This window comes from Achromobacter sp., from assembly GCF_049647645.1.
GTDB lineage: Bacteria > Pseudomonadota > Gammaproteobacteria > Burkholderiales > Burkholderiaceae_B > Achromobacter.
Genome location: NZ_JBARYB010000264.1, coordinates 91,403 through 108,184 on the forward strand (window position 1 = coordinate 91,403; position 16,782 = coordinate 108,184).

The window sequence follows — 16,782 nt, forward strand, 5'->3', positions numbered from 1 at the left end:
TGAAGATTGCGAATTCTAGACTGCATCGATCGACTCTGATGGAGAAGGCGTATGCAGTCAGTGGAAGCTTCCGCGCTCAGCGGCGTGCGTGTCCTGGACCTCTCGCGCATCCTGGCTGGCCCGAGCGCGACGCAGCTGTTGGGCGACCTGGGCGCGGACGTGGTCAAGGTGGAAAAGCCGGGCGAGGGCGACGACACCCGGAAATGGGGGCCGCCGTACATCAACGACCAGGACGGCCGCGCGACGGCGGAAAGCGCGTACTACCTGAGCGCCAACCGCAACAAGCGGTCCATCGCGCTCGACATCGCCACTGAAGCGGGCCGCGACAGGTTGCACCAACTGCTGGGGCATGCCGATGTGCTGGTCGAAAACTACAAGGTTGGCGGCCTGGCCAGGTATGGCCTGGACTATGGACAGCTCAAGAACAGGTATCCGCGCCTGGTCTATTGCTCCATCACGGGATTCGGCCAGACGGGTCCCTACGCAAAGCGCGCCGGCTACGACTTCCTGATCCAGGGCATGGGCGGGATCATGAGCCTTACCGGCGAGCCGCAGGGTACGCCCATGAAGGTAGGCGTGGGCATCGCGGATGTGATGACAGGCATGTATGCCGCCGTCGGCATCCTGGCGGCGTTGCGCCACCGGGACCTGACCGGCTCGGGGCAACACATCGACATCTCGCTGCTGGACAGCCAGATTGCGTGGCTGGTGAACGCGGGGACGAACTATCTTGCCGCGCAGGAGCCGCCCGCGCGCCTGGGCAACGGCCATCCGAACATCGTGCCTTACCAGGTGTTCGACACCGCGGACGGCCCCATGATTTTGGCCGTGGGCAACGATGCGCAGTTCCGGCGCTTTTGCGAGGTGGCCGGCGTGGCCGGCCTGGCTGACGACGAGCGCTATGCCTCCAACGCCGCCCGGGTCGCCCACCGCACCGAGCTTTGCCAGCGGGTACAGGAAGCGCTGACCCTGCGCCCAAGAAAGACCTGGCTGGAACAGCTGGAAGCCGTGGGCGTGCCTTGCGGCCCGGTCAACGATTTGCGCGATGTGTTCAATGATCCGCACGTCCAGGCCCGCGGCGCGCATCTGCGCATGCCTTGCGCATGGGCGCAAGGCGGCGAGTTGAATCTGCTGGCGAACCCCTTGAAGCTGTCCGCTACGCCCGTTTCTTACCGCAGGGCGCCGCCCCGCCTGGACGAGCACGCGCGGCAGATCCAGGCCGATTGGTCGGGCGCCAGTCGGCAGGGTTGACGTCACACACCTTAGACAACACCGCCCCGGACGAGGGCGGATACACGAGGAGAGAGGCATGGATAGGAGACAGTTGCTGGCGCTTGCCGCATTGACGCCATTGAGCCGGGCATTTGCGCAAGGCAAGTACCCGTCGCAGAGCATCAGGCTGGTTGCGCCTTACGCGCCGGGCGGCACCGTGGACATCCTGTCGCGGCAACTGGCCGAGCCGATGCGCGCGAGCCTGGCCCAGTCGGTCATCGTGGAAAACCGTGGCGGCGCTGGCGGCACGCTGGGAGCGGACGCCGTGGCCAAGGCCCGTCCCGACGGGTACGCGATCCTGTTCGGCGCGGTGCATCATGCGATCGCCCAGTCCGTGTATCCGAAGCTGGGGTACGACATTCGCGACATGACCGCCGTGGGCTTTCTGGGGCGCGTCAACCATGCGCTGATCGTCAACAAGGATCTGCCCGCGCAGAACGTGCAGGAGCTGGTGGCGCTGCTGAAGGCCAATCCGGACAAGTACAGCTATGCCACGCCGGGCGCGGGCACCATGCAGCACCTGATGGCCGAATACTTCAAGAACGTCACCGGCACGCAGATGATGCATGTGCCTTATCGCGGTTCAGCGCCGGCGATCGTCGACATCATTGCGGGGAACGTGCACATGATGTTCGAAACCATGCCTTCGGCCATCCAGCACATCCGGGCCGGCAGCGTGCGCGCGATCGCCGTGACCTCCAAGGTGCGCTCGCCCAGCCTGCCCGACGTGCCCACGGCGGCGGAGAGCGGCGCGGCCAATTACGACGCGACCAGCTGGTATGGCATCTATGCGCCGCCGTCCACGCCCGCGGACGTGGTGCGCGTGCTCAACGCGGCGGTCAACGGCGCGTTTGCCGATCCAGTATTCGTGCAGCGCTGGATCGCGCTGGGCGCCGATGCGGGCGGAGGCACGCCGCAGGAACTGGCGACGCTGACGCGCAGCGAGGTCGAACGCTGGGCCGAGGTGGCGCGGCGCGCGGATATCAAGGTGGGTTGATGCCGGCGGGCCTTTCGGCCTGACCGGAGTTTTGCACGTAGCAAGGATGAACGATGACTGAACTTTCCCAAGACCAATTGGCGCTGCAGCAGCGCGCGCGCGAACTGGCGCAGACCGTATTCAAACCGACGGCTGCGGCCACGGACGAGTCCGAACAGTATCCCTGGGACAATGTCCGGCTGCTGCGCGAAAGCGGCTTCATGGGCATGACGATTCCACGGGAATACGGCGGGCAGGGGCTGAGCTATCTCGATACCGTCCTGGTCGTGGAGGAAATGGCCCGCGCCTGCGCCACCATGGGGCGCATTGCGGTCGAAGCCAATATGGGCGCAATCGGCGCCATCATGCAGTACGGCAGCCATGAGCAGAAGACATTGGCCGCCGGGTGCGTGCTGGGGGGCGACAAGCCCGCCATCTGCATCTCGGAGCCCCAGGCCGGCAGCGCGGCCAGCGAAATGGGCACCAGGGCGGTCCGCCAGGGCGACGACTACCTCATCAACGGCGAGAAGTACTGGATCACCGGGGGCGGGGTGTCGCGCCTGCATTTGATCTTTGCGCGGGTCATCGACGATGGCGAGGATCTGGGCATAGGCGCGTTCATCCACGTGCGCGAACCGGACGGCGCGGATGATGGGCTGGAGATCGCCAAGCGCTCCTACGCCATGGGCGTGCGAGGCATACCCGAGACCTACATCAAGTTCCATGACCTCAAGGTGCACAAGTCCATGCTGGTAGTCCCGCCCGAGGGGCTCAAGCGCGGCTTCGCCGGTCTGATGCAGGCCTACAACGCCCAGCGCGTGGGCGCGGGTACGGTGGCGTTGGGCATCGCGCAGGGCGCCTTCGAGGAGGCCGTCGACTACGTCAGGCAACGCCAGCAGTTCGGCCGGCCGATAGCGGAGTTCCAGGGCTTGCAGTGGATGGTTGCCGACATGGCCATTCAGCTGAATGCGGCGCGGCACATGCTGCACGCGGCCGCGCGCAGCGGCACCCCGCGGACCTTCGGCTTTCCGGATCTGTCGCTGGCCGCGCAGGCCAAGATCTTTGCCGCCGAAACGGCGCAGCGCGTGACCAACGACGCCTTGCAGCTGCATGGCTCGTCCGGCTACGGGCGCGACCTGCCGCTGGAACGCCACGTGCGCGATGCGCGCATGTTCACGATCGCGGGCGGCACCGCGCAGATCCTGCGTACCCAGGTCGCTTCCGCCGTGCTTGGGATGAAGCTGCCGCAAACGCGGGATGGCTATCTGCGCGGGCGGTGATGCTTGACGACGAATTCCGCTTCGCGTAGCATTTTTTGAACCGATCGGTATAAAAGGAGCTTTCGCGATGGAATTCCAAGGCAAGGTTGCGCTGGTCACCGGGGGGACGCGCGGCATCGGCGCTGCCATCGTTCGAAGGTTCGCAGAACGGGGCGCCGATGTCGCCTTCACCTACGCCAAGTCGGATCAGACGGCAAAAGACTACGCCAAAGAACTTGGCAACACCGGCGCCAAGGTCTTGGCCATCAAGGCGGATAGCCGCGATCCGGCCGCCGTCCGGGCGGCGGTAGAGCAGGCTGCCCGAGAACTGGGCAGGCTGGACATACTGGTCAATAGCGCCGGCGTTTTCCCCTACGGGCCAGTCGAGGGCGCCACGCTCGAAGAAATCGACGACACCCTGGCGATTCACGCCAGGGCGGTGTTCGTGGCCTCGCAAGCCGCGCTGGCTTACATGGGGTCGGGCGGGCGCATCATCTCCATCGGCTCCTGCTTCGCCCAACGCGTGCCGTATGGAGGAGTGACGCTCTATGCAATGAGCAAGTCCGCCCTCATCGGGTTCACCAAGGGCCTCGCACGCGAGGTCGGCGGCCGCGGCATTACGGTCAACATTGTCGATCCGGGGTCGACCGACACGGATATGAATCCCGCCGATGGCCCGACGGTGGCCGCCGAGTTGGAGCTCATGGCGGTCAAGCGCTATGCCGAACCCGGGGAAATTGCGGCCGCCGTGGCGTATCTAGCAGGGGCCGAGAGCCAATTCATCACCGGAGCATCGTTCGCGATTGATGGAGGCTTCACTGCCTAGGATTTCGGGGTGACCGGAGCCCTTGATGGCATGATCCAATCGCAGTCAAACAGCAATGGGGATGCAAATGGCCTGGGGACTCCTGGTTCTGGCCGGCGTGCTTGAAATCGTCTGGGCCTTGGCGCTGAAGCAGGCAGACGGCTTGACGAGATTCTGGCCGAGCCTGATCGGCATCAGCGTCGCCATGCTGAGCCTGGTGCTGCTCGCCTTGGCCCTGAAGCATCTGCCAGTGGGCACTGCTTACGCAATCTGGGTGGGTATCGGCGCTTTCGGCGTGGCGGTTTTCGGAACATTGGTGCTCGGCGAGCAGATGTCATTGGCCAAACTGTTGTTCCTGGGGCTGATCGGCGTTGGCGTGGCGGGCCTGCGGATAATTGAATCGTGAATTCTGGCAAGCAAACAAAATCGGCCGCCGCGCCGAAAATCGGGCGTCCGAAGGAGTTCGACAAAGACCTGGCTTTGCTGGCGGCCATGCGAACCTTCTGGACGCAAGGCTATGAAGGCACCTCGATCCAGGATCTCGTCAGCGCCACCGGCGTCAACAAACCCAGCCTCTATGCGACTTTCGGTTGCAAGGAAGAGATCTTCCGGCAGGCAGTCGAACTCTACGACCGTGTCGAGGGGCGGGCGACGTCGCAGAGCCTCAGCGCAGCCCGCACGGCCCGCGAGGCCGTCGAAACCATGCTGCGATCGAACGCGCGCGCCTATGCCGTGGCCGAGGGGCCGCGTGGTTGCATGATCGTGCTGTCATCGCTGCTGGGTGCGCCCGAAAACGAAAGCGTGCGCGCGTTTCTTGCCGCGAACCGGAAGGATGGGGAATCGATGCTGAGGGACCGGCTGGCGCAAGGCATTGCCGAGGGCGACCTCGCGCCGTGCGCCGATGTCCGTCAGCTTGCCGCGTTCTACACGACCGTGCTCGAAGGCCTGTCGATCCAGGCGCGCGACGGCGCCGGCGTGAAGAAGCTCAACATGATCATCGATGCCGCGATGCTTGCGTGGCCAGCCGGTTGACGCACGCCGGCGCAGCCACGCGGGATTGATGCCGGCGCGGCCCAGCCTAGGGCTGGACGACCATCCAGGCGACTATCCTGCGCACGAAAGGCAGCAGGAGCAAGAGGCTGGGAAAAGCCACGATCCAGGAGGCGCCCCAGGCGCTGGGCCAGTTGATGACAAAGTCGGAGCCCACGCCCACGCTCGTGGCAGTCGCCACTGCGGAAACGATGGCCGACATGAAAACCGAAAGAACCAGCGGCATCAGGAAGGGGGCATAGCGCGGTGGGAGTTTTTTCAGGGTGGACCTAGTCGGGTTCTTGGACATTTCAATACTCCCCGCCGTTTCGAGCCGAGTTTTTCTCGGCGATCAGGTCCTTGATGTATGCGCGCAGCGAGCGGGGCTCGCGTCCGAGCGCAGCCCTTAGTGCCAGACTATTTCCGCCAAGCCCATAGGCGCGATAGTGATCGAAAACCTTCGACAGTAAACGCAGCTGTGGATCGCCATAAGGCAGGCGCGCGCCTTCCGCCCATGCGCTGAATCCGAGCTCGAGCGCTGCGACCGGAGATCCCAATTCCTCGGTCAATGCCGCGACGATGTCCGTGCGGCTGTACATGCCGGCGCACAACTCCAAGGTCGCGTAGGCCAGCCTGTCCCCGGTCAGGGCGATTGCGGCAGTCTCGGCCACATCGCGATAGTCGACGCGAGCGATTCTTGTGTCCCGGGGAAAAGGCTCGGCGTATCTGGAATGGTCGCGGATCGATGGCCAGGCCAAACCGATGTTCTGCATGAAGTTGGCGGGATGCAGGATCGTATATTCCAGCCGTGAGGAATAGAGGGCATCCTCAACCGGAATCTTGCTGGCGTGATTGGCCAGGCGCATGTTCGTCGGCTGGATGACCGATGAAAAGACGAACTTCTTCACGCCGCTGCGCTCGGCCGCCTCGACCAGGGCGACCCCCATCGGTGCTTCGTCCGCGGCGAACGCCGGGCCGATATGAAACACGCCGTCCACGCCATGCGTGGCGGCCGCGAGACTGTCGACGTCGCGGAGGTCGCCGATGGCGGTCTCCGTCGCGCCCAGCGAGCGGGCCCTGGTGGCGCGTGCCACGTCGCGCACGAGCGCCCGGACCGTGACCTTGCGCCGCTGCAATTCAGGAACCACCAGGCTTGCGAATTTGCCGGTGGCTCCGACGACCAAAACGATAGGTTGAGTGCCGTTCACGGGGTTTCTCCTTCGTATGTGTGTGAGTACGAAGGCAGTGTATTTTCTACCGATTAGTGGAACAATGCTTGTAGAAATTGAATGTGAATCACGATAATCGAGATAAATAATGAGCCGCCTCGAAGACCTGGAAGCGTTCATCCATATCGCTGAAACCGGAAGCCTGACCAAGGCCGCGCGAAACCTTGGCCGCTCGCTACAAGCCGTCAGCCGTTCTCTCGCAGCGCTGGAAGAGGATGTCGGCGTTCAACTGGTCCATCGCACCACGCGGCATTCCTCGCTCAGCGAGGCGGGCGAGGCCTTCTTCCGGCGGGTGAAACCGGCAATGGAAGAGATAGGCGAGGCCCGGCTGGAAGTCGCCGACCGTCGAGCCGCGCCGTCGGGCCTGTTGCGCGTCGGCGCCCCGGTCCTGTTCGGCCCGGACTTCCTGGTTCCAATCATCGCGCAATACATGCGCGCATACCCACAGATCGAGGTCGATCTGCAACTGACGGATGCCTTTGTCGATCTTGCCACCGCAGGCCTCGACCTGGTCGTGCGCATCGCCGATCTGCCGGACTCCGGCTTGCAAGGGCGGCGACTGGGAGCCTTGCGCAGAGTCGTATTCGGAGCGCCTTCCTACTTCAAACAGCACGGCCGTCCCGCGCATCCGTCGGAACTGCGCCAGCATGCCTGTATCGTCAGGAGCGTCGATCAAGGGCCGGGGCAATGGGCCTTTCAGATAGACGGCAAGCGGCGCAACGTCGGGGTCCAGGGTCCGTTCCGGACCAATACGATGGCGGCGATCTATTCCGCGGTCAGCGCCGGGCTCGGTATCGGCTATTCGCCGCTGTGGCAGATCAGGCAGCTGCTGGATGCGGGGCAGGTGGAAGTCATACTGGAAAATTTCGAGTCCAAGCCGGTTCCTATACACGCGCTTTGGCAGGAGAACAGGCTTCCGCCTGCCAAGGTGCGCGCGTTTGTCGATTATCTGGCGGCTGGGCTGAAGCTCGATCGGTTCTAGCGGCGGTGCAGCAGTCGGCGGGGCGGGGCGAGGGTGTTATTGAGGTTGGGCTGGCATGGCTCAGCCCAGAAATCCGCGCCTATCGGTAAGCTACGAGATTGCAGTGAACAAGAAACGGCCCGCTGCTTGAATGCAGGCACTTGGATCGCTCCATGACTGAACCCCGTCTGACATTCCTAGACCAGAACGAATGGGAAAACTGGTTGACGCAGAACGGCTGCACCTCGACCGGGATATGGCTGCGCCTTGCCAGGAAGGGCGCCGGGCAGCGGACATTGACCTACGAACAGGCGCTGGAAAGCGCGCTTTGCCATGGCTGGATCGACGGCCAAAAGCAGGCTGAAAGCGATAAAACCTGGCTGCAGCGCTTCACTCGGCGCTCCGCAAAAAGTATCTGGTCCAAGCTCAACACGGATCGGGCCGAAGCGCTCATCGCCGCCGGCAGAATGCTTCCTTCGGGCATGCGGGAAATCGAGAATGCGAAACAGGATGGCCGCTGGGCAGCTGCCTATGCCTCGCCCAGCAATTCAGTCGTGCCGGACGACCTGCAGGCCGCACTGGACGCCAATCCCAAGGCCCGTGCGTTCTTTGCGACGTTGAACGGCCGCAACCGCTACGCCATCCTGTTCCGGATACAGAATGCCAAACAGCCGGCAACACGGGCGCGCAAGATCGAGGAGTTCATCGGCATGCTGAATCGCGGTGAAACCATGCATCCCTAGGCCCGGAAGCGCGGCAGCCGACGAATCCGGCCGGGAACAATCCTCATGGCCCGCAGCTTTCAACCTTCCGCGTAACAAGGGTTTGCCCCGGCGAAATCGCCAATAGGGAAAATGCGGCCTGGCATTTCTGGCACGGTAGACTGAGAATCCTCCAATCCTGATGCGCGCCGACCATGTCTCCCCAAACGATCGTTCGAATAGCCCAGCGCGGAGACATCGATTCGATCGTTGAAATGGATCCTATCGCCAAGCAAGAACCGGACAGGAGGAAATTTATCGCCCATGCGGTGGCTGCTGGCCATTGCTGGGTCGCGATGGAAGCGGAGGATGCTTTGGCGCTGATCGGCTATGGGGTGCTTGACCACTCGTTCTTCGAGCACGACTTTATCCCGCTGATCGTCGTCAAGAGTTCGGCGCGACGCCGTGGCGTCGCCACGGCAATCATGCAGGCTCTGGAGCTGCAATGCCAAGGAGGAAAACTGTTTACGTCGACAAATACTTCAAACTTCGCGATGCGCCAATTGCTTAGGCAGCTTGGCTTTATCAGAAGTGGCCAAATTGACAATCTGGACGATGGCGACCCCGAGCTCGTGTTCGTGAAGTTCCGATCATCCCTTTGAGGACCGCCATCTGTCTGGCGTTGGCAATATCCAACCGAATCTCACTCTGCCCAGGAGGATCATCATGCCGGTATTTCAGATCAAGCACTTGGACCACGTCGTCCTGAGAGTGCAAGACATGGCGCGTAGCCTGGAGTTTTATACCAAGGTGCTAGGCTGTTCCATCAAGAAGAAAAACGATGAGTACGCCATGATCCATCTGGGCGCAGGCGGCTCCATGATCGATCTGGTCGACGTGCAAGGACCATTGGGGGCGGCAGGCGGCGGAGCCCCAGGGAAAGACCGGCACAATCTCGACCACTTTTGCCTGCGGGTCGATCCGTTCGATGAAACGGCCATCCTGGAGCATCTGCGAACTTTCGGCGTAACGGCGGACAAGGCCGTAATGCGATATGGCGCGGAAGGCGAAGGGCCTTCGATCTATTGCTTCGATCCCGACGGCAATCAGATCGAACTGAAGGGGCCTGCGATCTAGGGCAGGCGTACCCGACGTGGATTCAGGCCAGATCTGTGTAATTGCTCAGCGCACCGGCAACAGATACTTCAGGGCCTGCGTGAAGCCGCGCGGCGCGACGGTGAGATGGTCCTCGTCGTTCAGGACCACGGACTTCAGTTTCAAGCCTGGATATTTCCGGCTTTGCAACGCCGTCTCCAGCGCCCGGTTGTCGGCGACCATGTCCACCGTCTGGTTGTAGCGCCGGTCACCTTTGCGCAGGGCCTCGTAGGCGCCGACATAAAGAAAAACGTTCGCCGTCAGGTCCTGATGCTGCCGGGCATAGCGCGCTTCGAGCTTCAAGGCATATCGTTGGTCGTACCAGAGAGACGGACTGCCCAGGATATAGCTGTTGAACATGCCGGGCTCGGTGAAAAGGATCTGCGCTCCAAGCAGTGCGCCGTAGGAATGGCCAAGAAAGAGGGCTCTCGCCGGATCGACCCGATAGCGAGCCATGACGAAAGGCTTTACCTGATCGCGCAGATATTGTTGATAGGCGCCCGCCTGGCCATGGATCGCATGGGCTGGCGCAGTGCTTGGGCCGTTCGGGGTCGGCGTGTAGTCGCGCTGGCGGCTGACTCCGCCGTCTTCGCCCTTGCCATAAGACAGGCCTACAAGGATGAAGTCCTCGATCTGTGGCCCTTCGACGTTCAGACGACGAGCCAACTGCCGGATGACCGGGAAAGCATAATCGGCATCGGTCACATAGAGCACCGGGTAGCGCCGCTGCGGCTGCTTGGCATACGACGACGGCAAGGCAACGAAGACTTGGTAGCCGCGGCCCGACACGGGGTCGGGAACGTCCCATACTTCGCTGTCGATGATTTCATATGGGCGTCCCTCGCCAGATTGCATCTTTGGCGTCGATTGGGCCTGGGCTTGCATCGGACCAACAGCCACGCCGAAGCTGGCGAGAAGGGTGATCAGCAGGGCATTCAGATAGCGGCGTTTCATGTGAGGAATGGGTGTCGGTCTACAATTTTGACGGTATGAGGCCGGCGAAATTGTAGACTGGCATCACCGTTCGCAACTGTGGCAACTGCGCACGCAGTTACCAGGAGCACCAACATGCCTACAAACCTACGTGCAATCCATTCGGACATTACGAAGCTTCAGGTGGATGCCATCGTCAACGCGGCAAACTCCTCGTTGCTAGGCGGCGGTGGAGTCGATGGCGCCATCCATCGCGCCGCAGGGCCGGACCTTGTGCATGAATGCAGGCTGCTTGGCGGTTGCAAGACCGGGGATGCGAAGGTGACCAAAGCCTATCGCCTTTCCGCTCGATACATTATTCATACGGTGGGTCCTGTATGGAGGGGCGGAGATAGCGGGGAACCTGAACTGCTGTCCAGCTGCTATCGCCGATGCATAGCGCTGGCGGAAGAAAGGGCTGTCGCTACGATTGCGTTCCCTAGCATCAGTACGGGCATATACGGCTATCCCATCGAACTGGCGGCAGAGGTGGCCGTTGGAAGCGTCCGCGAAAGCCTCGCTAAGGACTCGTCCGTGCAAGAGGTGATCTTCTGCTGCTTTTCAGCGGAAGATCTCCTTCAATATGAGCTCGTCTTGAAATAGACCGCTTGCATGAATCGAGGCGGCGAGGCGGCCTTCAAGGTGCACCTTACAACCGCTGCCCGCCAGTCGCGTCTATGTTCTGTCCAGTGATCCACCGCCCTTCATGCGACGCCAGAAACGCCACGATGTCCGCAATATCCTCGGGTTGCCCCACGCGTCCCAGCGCAATGGTTTTTGCAATGACCTTGCTTTGCTCCGGGTCGCGGGCGCGGGCATTGAGGTCGGTGGCGGTGGCGCCGGGCAGCACGGCGTTGATGGTGATGCCGCGTTCGCCCAGTTCGTTTGCGAGTAGCAGGGTCAGCGCCTCCAGGCCGGCTTTGGCGGGCGCGTAGACACTCATCTCGGGGTAGGCGGCGCGCGTGCCCATGGACGAGATGTTGACGATGCGGCCGTGGTTGCGCAGGAAGGGCAGGGTTTGCTGGATCAGGAAGAAGGGAGTCTTCAGGTTGACTTGCAGCACCCGGTCAAACGCTTCCGGCGTGACATCGGGCAGGCGCGCGCGCAGGCCCACGCCTGCGTTGTTGACCAGGATGTCCAGGCCATCGTCGGCATAGCGTTCCTTGAGCGAAGCGCGCAGGTCCAGCGCCAATGTCGCGGCGGCGTCGGCTTGCGACAGGTCGGCCCGGAGGGTCCAGGCTTCGCCACCCGCGGCCCGGATCTGGCGCACGGCCTCATCTGCGGCATCGCTGGCGGCGTTGTAGTGGACGGCGACGCGCGCGCCGCGCCGGCCCAGGGCCAGCGCGATGGCGCGGCCGATGCCGCGGCTGGCGCCGGTGACCAGGGCGGTCTTGCCCGTCAGGCTGTCGGGGGATTCAAGCTTGTTCATGCGGTCTCCGTGTCGGGTTGGGTCCATGCTTGCCGCGCTTCGAGTTGGCGCGCGGCAAGCAGTAGCGCGTTGCGGTCGACCTTGTTGGTGCCGGCCCAGGGCAGTTCATCCAAGAAGCGGATGCGGCGCGGGTGCTGGTAGGCCGGGCCATGCTCAAGCGCGTGGCGCTTGAGCGCGTCGGCGTGCAGTTGGCTGCCGTCGCGGCGCACGACGAAGGCGACCGGGATATGGCCGCGTTCCTCGTCGGCCAGCGGCACCACGCAGCTCTGGCGCACGTCGGGATGGGATTCCAGTAGTTTCTCGACTTCTACGGGATAGATGTTTTCGCCGGAGCAGACGAACATGTCGTCGGCGCGGCCCACGAAGTAATAGAAGCCGTCGGCGTCGCGCCGCAGCACGTCGCCACTGTTGTACCAGCCGTCCCTGAGTACTTGGGCGCTCTTTTCGGGCAGGTTGTGATAGCCCGCCAGCACGGCGGGGTTTTTCATCAATAGCACGCCCTGGTCCGGGCTGGGGCCGTCCGCGAGCCGCACCTGGGCGGGATCCAGCGGGTAGCCCAACGCCAGCGCGGGTGTGGGCAGGCCGTCGGGATGCGGGCCGAATATGGCAGGGCCGGCCTCGGTGGTGCCGTAGCCATGGGTCACGCGCACGCCCGGCAAGGCGCGCTGGATGCGCTCCAGCAGCGCCACGGTCATGGGGGCGGAGCCCAGCATGACGCGGGTCAGCGCCGACAGGTCGCGGCCTTGCAACAGCGCCGGGTCCTTGACCAGCCGGGCGAACATGGTCGGCACCGCGGTCAGGACCGAGATGCGGTAGCGCTCCAGCGCGTCGGCGTAGGCGGCCACGTCAAACGAGGGTTGGATCACCAGCAGGCTGTTGCCGGCGAAGGCGCGCTTGGCCATGAACAGGCCATTCATGTGGAATAGTGGCTGGGCCAGCAGATAGCGTTCCTGCGTGCCGGCGCGGGCGACGACGGCGCCGGAAGTGGCTGCCAGCGCCCAGAGCTGGCCGCGATGGGTCAGCGGCACGCCCTTGGGCTTGCCGGTGGAGCCCGAGGTGTACAGCATCTGGGCGACGTCGTCGGCCTGCGGCCTGACAAAGCCGAAGTCCGTGGGCGCGATCTGCGCGGCAAAGCCTTGCGGGCCGGCATCGTCGAAGTCCAGCACGGGCACCTTGGCCTCGAAGGCGGCGCGCCGCGGACCGTCCACCAACGCGAGCACGATGCCGGCATCGCGCAGCATGTAGTCGATGTTCTCCTGCGACTGCTTGATGTTGATGGGCACGGCCACGTAGCCCGCCCGCATGATGCCGAAATAGGCGATCAGGTATTCGGCCCGGTTCAGTGAGGCGATGGCGATGCGGCTGCCTGGCGGCAGGCCGCGTGCGGACAGCCACGCTGCCACGCCGCCCGCCAGCAGGCGGACCTGGGCATGGGTGTAATGCAGCGGGGCCTCGGGCAGGCGCAGATCGATGATGGCAGGAAGGCCCGAGGACTGTTCGGGATCGGCCAAATGGCCCAAGTTGAGCAGGGAATGCGTCATGGATGTTTCCGAAAATATGCGGCTCAGCGCTTTTGCAGCTTGGGATTGAGCGCGTCGTTCAGGCCGTCGCCGACCAGGTTCAGCGACAGCACCGCAAGCATGATGGCCACGCCCGGCACGGCGCAGATGTACCAGGAGGAGCGGATCAGGCTGCGGCCTTCGCCGACCAGCCGGCCCCAACTGGCGATGTTGGGATCGCCCAGGCCCAGGAAGGACACGACCGATTCGTAGAGGATGGCGCCGGCCACCACCAGCGAGGACATGACGATGACGGGTGGCAGGGCGTTGGGCAGGATTTCGGCGGCGACGATGCGCAGCGGGCTCATGCCCAGCGCGCGGCAGGCCTGCACGAATTCGCGTTCCTTGAAGGACAGGAACTCGGCGCGGGTCAGGCGGGCGATGGGCGGCCACGACACCAGCCCGACCGCCAGCGTGATGTGTTCGATGCGCGGCCCCAGGATGGAGACCACGGTCAGCACGAACACGACGTTGGGAATGATCTGGAACAGTTCTGCCACGCGCATCAGGCCTTCGTCTACCCAGCCGCCGGCCCAGGCGGCGGCCGCGCCCACGCTCACGCCGATCAGCGTGGCGGTGGCGGCGGCCACCAGGCCGATCAGCAGGGTGGCGCGCGCGCCGTGGGCAATCATGGCGGCGATGTCGCGGCCCATGGAATCGGTGCCCAACGGATGGCGCCAGGACTCGAACGGCCAGATCTCCGGCGCGCCAACGATGCGCAGCGGATCGGCCGGGTACAGCCAGCCGGCGCCGGCCGCCAGTAAGGCCACCAACGCCAGCAGCGCGGCGCCGGCGACGGCGCCCCGGTTGCGGGCAAAGCGCGAGGCAAAGGAGGCGCGGCGGTGCGAGGGCGCCGCGGGCAGGGGAGGTGCAAGGGTAGGGGATGCGGACATGTCAGGCAGCCTTGATGCGCGGGTCCAGCCGCGTGTAGATCAGGTCGACGGCGATATTGGCGATGATCACCACGAAGGAGCTGAGCACCAGGATGCCCAGGACCACGGGATAGTTGCGGCTCATGACGCTGTCGAAGAGCACGGCGCCGATGCCGGGCCAGCTGAACACGGCTTCGACCACGATGCTGCCGCCCAGCACCGCGCCGAGTTGCAGCCCCAACAGCGTGACGATCGGCAGGAAGGCATTGCGCAGCACGTGGCGCAACACCACGGCGCTGCGCGTCAGGCCCTTGGCGTAGGCGGTGCGCACGAAGTCCATGCGGCTGACTTCCAGCATCGAGGCGCGCATCACGCGGGCATAGGCGGCGGAATAAAACAGGCCCAGCGCCAGCGCCGGCAGCGCCAGGTGATGCAGCACGTCCAGCGCCTGGCGCCAGGCGCCGCCGGCCAGCCCGATGGTGACCATGCCGCCCACCGGAAACCAACCCAGCTTCACCGAGAACAGCACGATCAGCATGATGCCCAGCCAGAAGCTGGGCGCGGCAAAGCACAGCACCGCGAACACCGACACGGCGCTGTCCCACCAGGTGTTGACCTTGACGGCCGAGACGATGCCGGCCGCCATGCCCACCAGCACCGCTATGGCCAGGCTGGCGCCCATGAGCAGCAGCGTGGCCGGCAGGTGCGCCAGGATCACGTCCAGCACCGGCAGGTTGTGGCGGTAGGAGTAGCCCAGGTCGCCGCGCGCCACCGAGCCGATGTACTTCAGCAGTTGCACCACGGGCGGCTGGTCCATGCCGTAGGTCACGCGCAAGCGCTCGATGAGCGCCGGATCGGTGACCTGCTGCTCGGCCGTCATCACGTCCAGGAAGGTGCCAGGCACGGATTGGATGAGCGCGAAGTTCAGCACCACCACGCCCAGCAGCAGCGGGATGGCCTGGGCCAGCCGGCGCAAGATCAGTCGGATCGGCATGCGCGCCTCAGGCCTGCAGCCAGACGTCGGCCAGGCTCTCGCCCTGGACGTTGGCGCCGGTGGTGAAGTTGCGCACGTTCTTGCCGGCCAGCGTGAACGACTGGATCTCCACCAAGGGTACGTGGGGTACGTCGGTGGAGGCCAGGCGGGCGAACTGGTGCGCCAGCGCGCGGCGCGCGTCCGGGGCGGTCTCCTGTGTCAGCTTCGCGACCAGCGCGTCCATTTCGGGATTGGAATAGCCCGTGGCGTTGCGGAAGGCGGCGCCCTTGACGATGCCGTCGGTGGTGTAGAACTGGGTCACGGTGGGCACCAGTTCCAGCGGCGCCGTGAAGTTGGAGACGGCGATGTCGTAGTCATAGTCGCCATAGATGCGCTTGAGCGCCGTGGCGCGGTCCACGGAATCCAGCTTGACCTCGATGCCCACGTCCTGCAGCGCCTGTTTCAGGTACTGGCCGAGCTTGGCGTTTTCCTCGAACCAGGCGGCGGCCACCAGGTTCACGGTGAAGCGCTTGCCGTCCTTGACCGGCAGGCCGGCGGCGTCCAGCAGCGCGGCAGCCTTCTTGGGATCGAAGAGATAGCGCGGCACGTCCTCGGTGTAGAACAGCGGGTTGCTGCTGAAAACCGGGGCGATGGCGGGCTTGCCGCGGCCGTAGTAGATGGTGTCGACGATGAACTGGCGGTCGATGGCGTGCAGGATGGCCTGGCGCACCTCGCGGCGGTTGACGATGTCGCGGCGCTGGTTGAATTCCGCGGTCACGGTCCAGGCCGAGTTCTGGTAGCCACGCGTGTCCACCACCACCTTGCCGGTCTTGAGCAGGCGGTCGATGTCGCGCGCCGGCACCGGGTTGGAGTAGGCCAGGCCCAGCTCGCCGGTCTCCAGCGCGGCGCCGCGGGTGGCGGGGTCGCCCCACCAGCGGATGATGAGGCGGTCCAGGTTGGGCTGGCCCGCATTCCAGTAGCCGTCGTTGCGCAGGTATTCGACATGGCTGCCGCGCACCCATTTGCCGTATTTCCAGGGGCCGGTGCCGACCGGCGTGTTGTTCAGTGGGTTGGTGATGATGTCGCGGCCGTCGTACAGGTGCTTGGGCAGCAGCAGCTGGAACTGGCCGGCCAGCGTGGACTTCAGGAAGAACTCCGGCACCGGCGCGTCGAAGCTAAGCACCACGGTCAGCGGATCGGACGCAGTGGCGCCCGTCAGCGACTTGAGCGCGATGCCAGCGGAGATCGGCTTCCAGTGTTGCAGCACGTTGTAGACGACGTCGGCCGAGGTGAAGGGCGCGCCGTCATGCCAGGTGACGCCTTCGCGCAGCTTGATGGTGTAGCTGCGGAAGTCGGCCGCAGGCGTGACGGACAGGGCCAGCGCAGGCTGGAACTTCAGGTCGGCGTCCAGCTTGAGCAGGCGTTCCAGGACCTTGGTCGCGGTCTGGAACGGGCTGGAGCCGCCGCCGCCCGGCACGAACAGGGCTTGCGGCTCCAGGCCGCCCCAGCTTGCGACCAGGGTGCCGCCCTTGCGGGCGGGGCCGGCGTCGATGCCAGGCTGGGAAGCGGCGGCCAGCAGCGCCTGGGGCG

The 16,782-nt window shown here is 64.4% G+C and carries 19 protein-coding genes; 11 read left to right on the top strand and 8 right to left on the bottom strand.

All coding sequences use genetic code 11. The annotated features are described in order from the left end of the window. The first annotated feature begins 51 nt into the window (after positions 1 to 51). From WBB14_RS30185 to WBB14_RS30210, 6 genes are all read left to right on the top strand, one after another. The gene (locus tag WBB14_RS30185; protein ID WP_424243023.1) at positions 52 to 1,251 is read left to right on the top strand and encodes a CaiB/BaiF CoA transferase family protein; all 1,200 of its coding nucleotides are present in this window, start codon (positions 52 to 54) and stop codon (positions 1,249 to 1,251) included. 58 nt (positions 1,252 to 1,309) lie between these two features. Continuing rightward, positions 1,310 to 2,269 carry a Bug family tripartite tricarboxylate transporter substrate binding protein gene (locus tag WBB14_RS30190; RefSeq protein WP_424243024.1) on the top strand — a complete coding sequence of 320 codons (960 nt, stop codon included), beginning with the start codon at positions 1,310 to 1,312 and terminating at the stop codon, positions 2,267 to 2,269. A 53-nt stretch (positions 2,270 to 2,322) separates the two neighbouring features. After that, complete coding sequence (acdA, locus tag WBB14_RS30195) at positions 2,323 to 3,528, top strand: 3-sulfinopropanoyl-CoA desulfinase (protein ID WP_424243025.1); 1,206 nt, start codon at positions 2,323 to 2,325, stop codon at positions 3,526 to 3,528. A gap of 67 nt (positions 3,529 to 3,595) precedes the next feature. Next, positions 3,596 to 4,333, top strand: a complete 738-nt coding sequence (locus tag WBB14_RS30200) for an SDR family oxidoreductase (protein ID WP_424243026.1) — start codon at positions 3,596 to 3,598, stop codon at positions 4,331 to 4,333. Positions 4,334 to 4,400: 67 nt separating this feature from the next. Continuing rightward, positions 4,401 to 4,718, top strand: a complete 318-nt coding sequence (locus tag WBB14_RS30205) for a DMT family transporter (RefSeq protein WP_207467727.1) — start codon at positions 4,401 to 4,403, stop codon at positions 4,716 to 4,718. Continuing rightward, a complete protein-coding gene (locus WBB14_RS30210; RefSeq protein ID WP_424243027.1) occupies positions 4,715 to 5,344 on the top strand; it encodes a TetR/AcrR family transcriptional regulator in 630 nt (209 codons plus the stop codon). The genes WBB14_RS30205 and WBB14_RS30210 overlap by 4 nt, the downstream gene beginning before the upstream one ends. 46 nt (positions 5,345 to 5,390) lie before the next feature. Here the strand turns inward: WBB14_RS30210 and WBB14_RS30215 are convergent, their stop codons facing one another. Both WBB14_RS30215 and WBB14_RS30220 read right to left on the bottom strand, forming a co-directional pair. Beyond that, entirely contained in the window at positions 5,391 to 5,651 is a 261-nt protein-coding gene (locus WBB14_RS30215; RefSeq protein WP_424243028.1) for a DUF2798 domain-containing protein, read from the bottom strand. A 1-nt stretch (position 5,652) separates the two neighbouring features. Then, the gene (locus WBB14_RS30220; RefSeq protein WP_424243029.1) at positions 5,653 to 6,549 is read right to left on the bottom strand and encodes an NmrA/HSCARG family protein; all 897 of its coding nucleotides are present in this window, start codon (positions 6,547 to 6,549) and stop codon (positions 5,653 to 5,655) included. Between the two features lie 109 nt (positions 6,550 to 6,658). Between WBB14_RS30220 and WBB14_RS30225 the strand changes: the two genes are divergently transcribed. The 4 genes from WBB14_RS30225 (at position 6,659) to WBB14_RS30240 (ending at position 9,369) form a co-directional block, all read left to right on the top strand. Continuing rightward, entirely contained in the window at positions 6,659 to 7,552 is an 894-nt protein-coding gene (locus tag WBB14_RS30225; protein ID WP_424243030.1) for a LysR family transcriptional regulator, read from the top strand. Between the two features lie 152 nt (positions 7,553 to 7,704). Next, positions 7,705 to 8,274 carry a YdeI/OmpD-associated family protein gene (locus WBB14_RS30230; RefSeq protein WP_424243044.1) on the top strand — a complete coding sequence of 190 codons (570 nt, stop codon included), beginning with the start codon at positions 7,705 to 7,707 and terminating at the stop codon, positions 8,272 to 8,274. Between the two features lie 173 nt (positions 8,275 to 8,447). After that, complete coding sequence (locus tag WBB14_RS30235) at positions 8,448 to 8,894, top strand: N-acetyltransferase family protein (protein WP_424243031.1); 447 nt, start codon at positions 8,448 to 8,450, stop codon at positions 8,892 to 8,894. A gap of 64 nt (positions 8,895 to 8,958) precedes the next feature. Beyond that, positions 8,959 to 9,369, top strand: a complete 411-nt coding sequence (locus WBB14_RS30240) for a VOC family protein (protein ID WP_424243032.1) — start codon at positions 8,959 to 8,961, stop codon at positions 9,367 to 9,369. 45 nt (positions 9,370 to 9,414) lie between these two features. Here the strand turns inward: WBB14_RS30240 and WBB14_RS30245 are convergent, their stop codons facing one another. Beyond that, positions 9,415 to 10,341, bottom strand: a complete 927-nt coding sequence (locus WBB14_RS30245; RefSeq protein WP_424243033.1) for an alpha/beta hydrolase — start codon at positions 10,339 to 10,341, stop codon at positions 9,415 to 9,417. Between the two features lie 114 nt (positions 10,342 to 10,455). Between WBB14_RS30245 and WBB14_RS30250 the strand changes: the two genes are divergently transcribed. After that, complete coding sequence (locus WBB14_RS30250) at positions 10,456 to 10,962, top strand: O-acetyl-ADP-ribose deacetylase (protein ID WP_424243034.1); 507 nt, start codon at positions 10,456 to 10,458, stop codon at positions 10,960 to 10,962. 46 nt (positions 10,963 to 11,008) lie between these two features. On the opposite strand, the gene WBB14_RS30255 is transcribed toward WBB14_RS30250, so the two are convergent. The 5 genes from WBB14_RS30255 to WBB14_RS30275 all read right to left on the bottom strand — a co-directional run. Continuing rightward, the gene (locus WBB14_RS30255) at positions 11,009 to 11,788 is read right to left on the bottom strand and encodes an SDR family oxidoreductase (protein WP_424243035.1); all 780 of its coding nucleotides are present in this window, start codon (positions 11,786 to 11,788) and stop codon (positions 11,009 to 11,011) included. Then, positions 11,785 to 13,329, bottom strand: a complete 1,545-nt coding sequence (locus WBB14_RS30260) for a class I adenylate-forming enzyme family protein (protein WP_424243036.1) — start codon at positions 13,327 to 13,329, stop codon at positions 11,785 to 11,787. Before WBB14_RS30260 ends, WBB14_RS30255 begins: the two co-directional genes overlap by 4 nt. 23 nt (positions 13,330 to 13,352) lie before the next feature. After that, complete coding sequence (locus tag WBB14_RS30265) at positions 13,353 to 14,240, bottom strand: ABC transporter permease (protein WP_424243037.1); 888 nt, start codon at positions 14,238 to 14,240, stop codon at positions 13,353 to 13,355. Between the two features lies 1 nt (position 14,241). Beyond that, positions 14,242 to 15,213, bottom strand: coding sequence for an ABC transporter permease (locus tag WBB14_RS30270; protein ID WP_424243038.1), 972 nt, complete (start codon positions 15,211 to 15,213; stop codon positions 14,242 to 14,244). Between the two features lie 7 nt (positions 15,214 to 15,220). Continuing rightward, positions 15,221 to 16,782, bottom strand: a 1,562-nt coding sequence (locus WBB14_RS30275) for an ABC transporter substrate-binding protein (RefSeq protein ID WP_424243039.1), incomplete at its 5' end; no start/stop codon positions are given.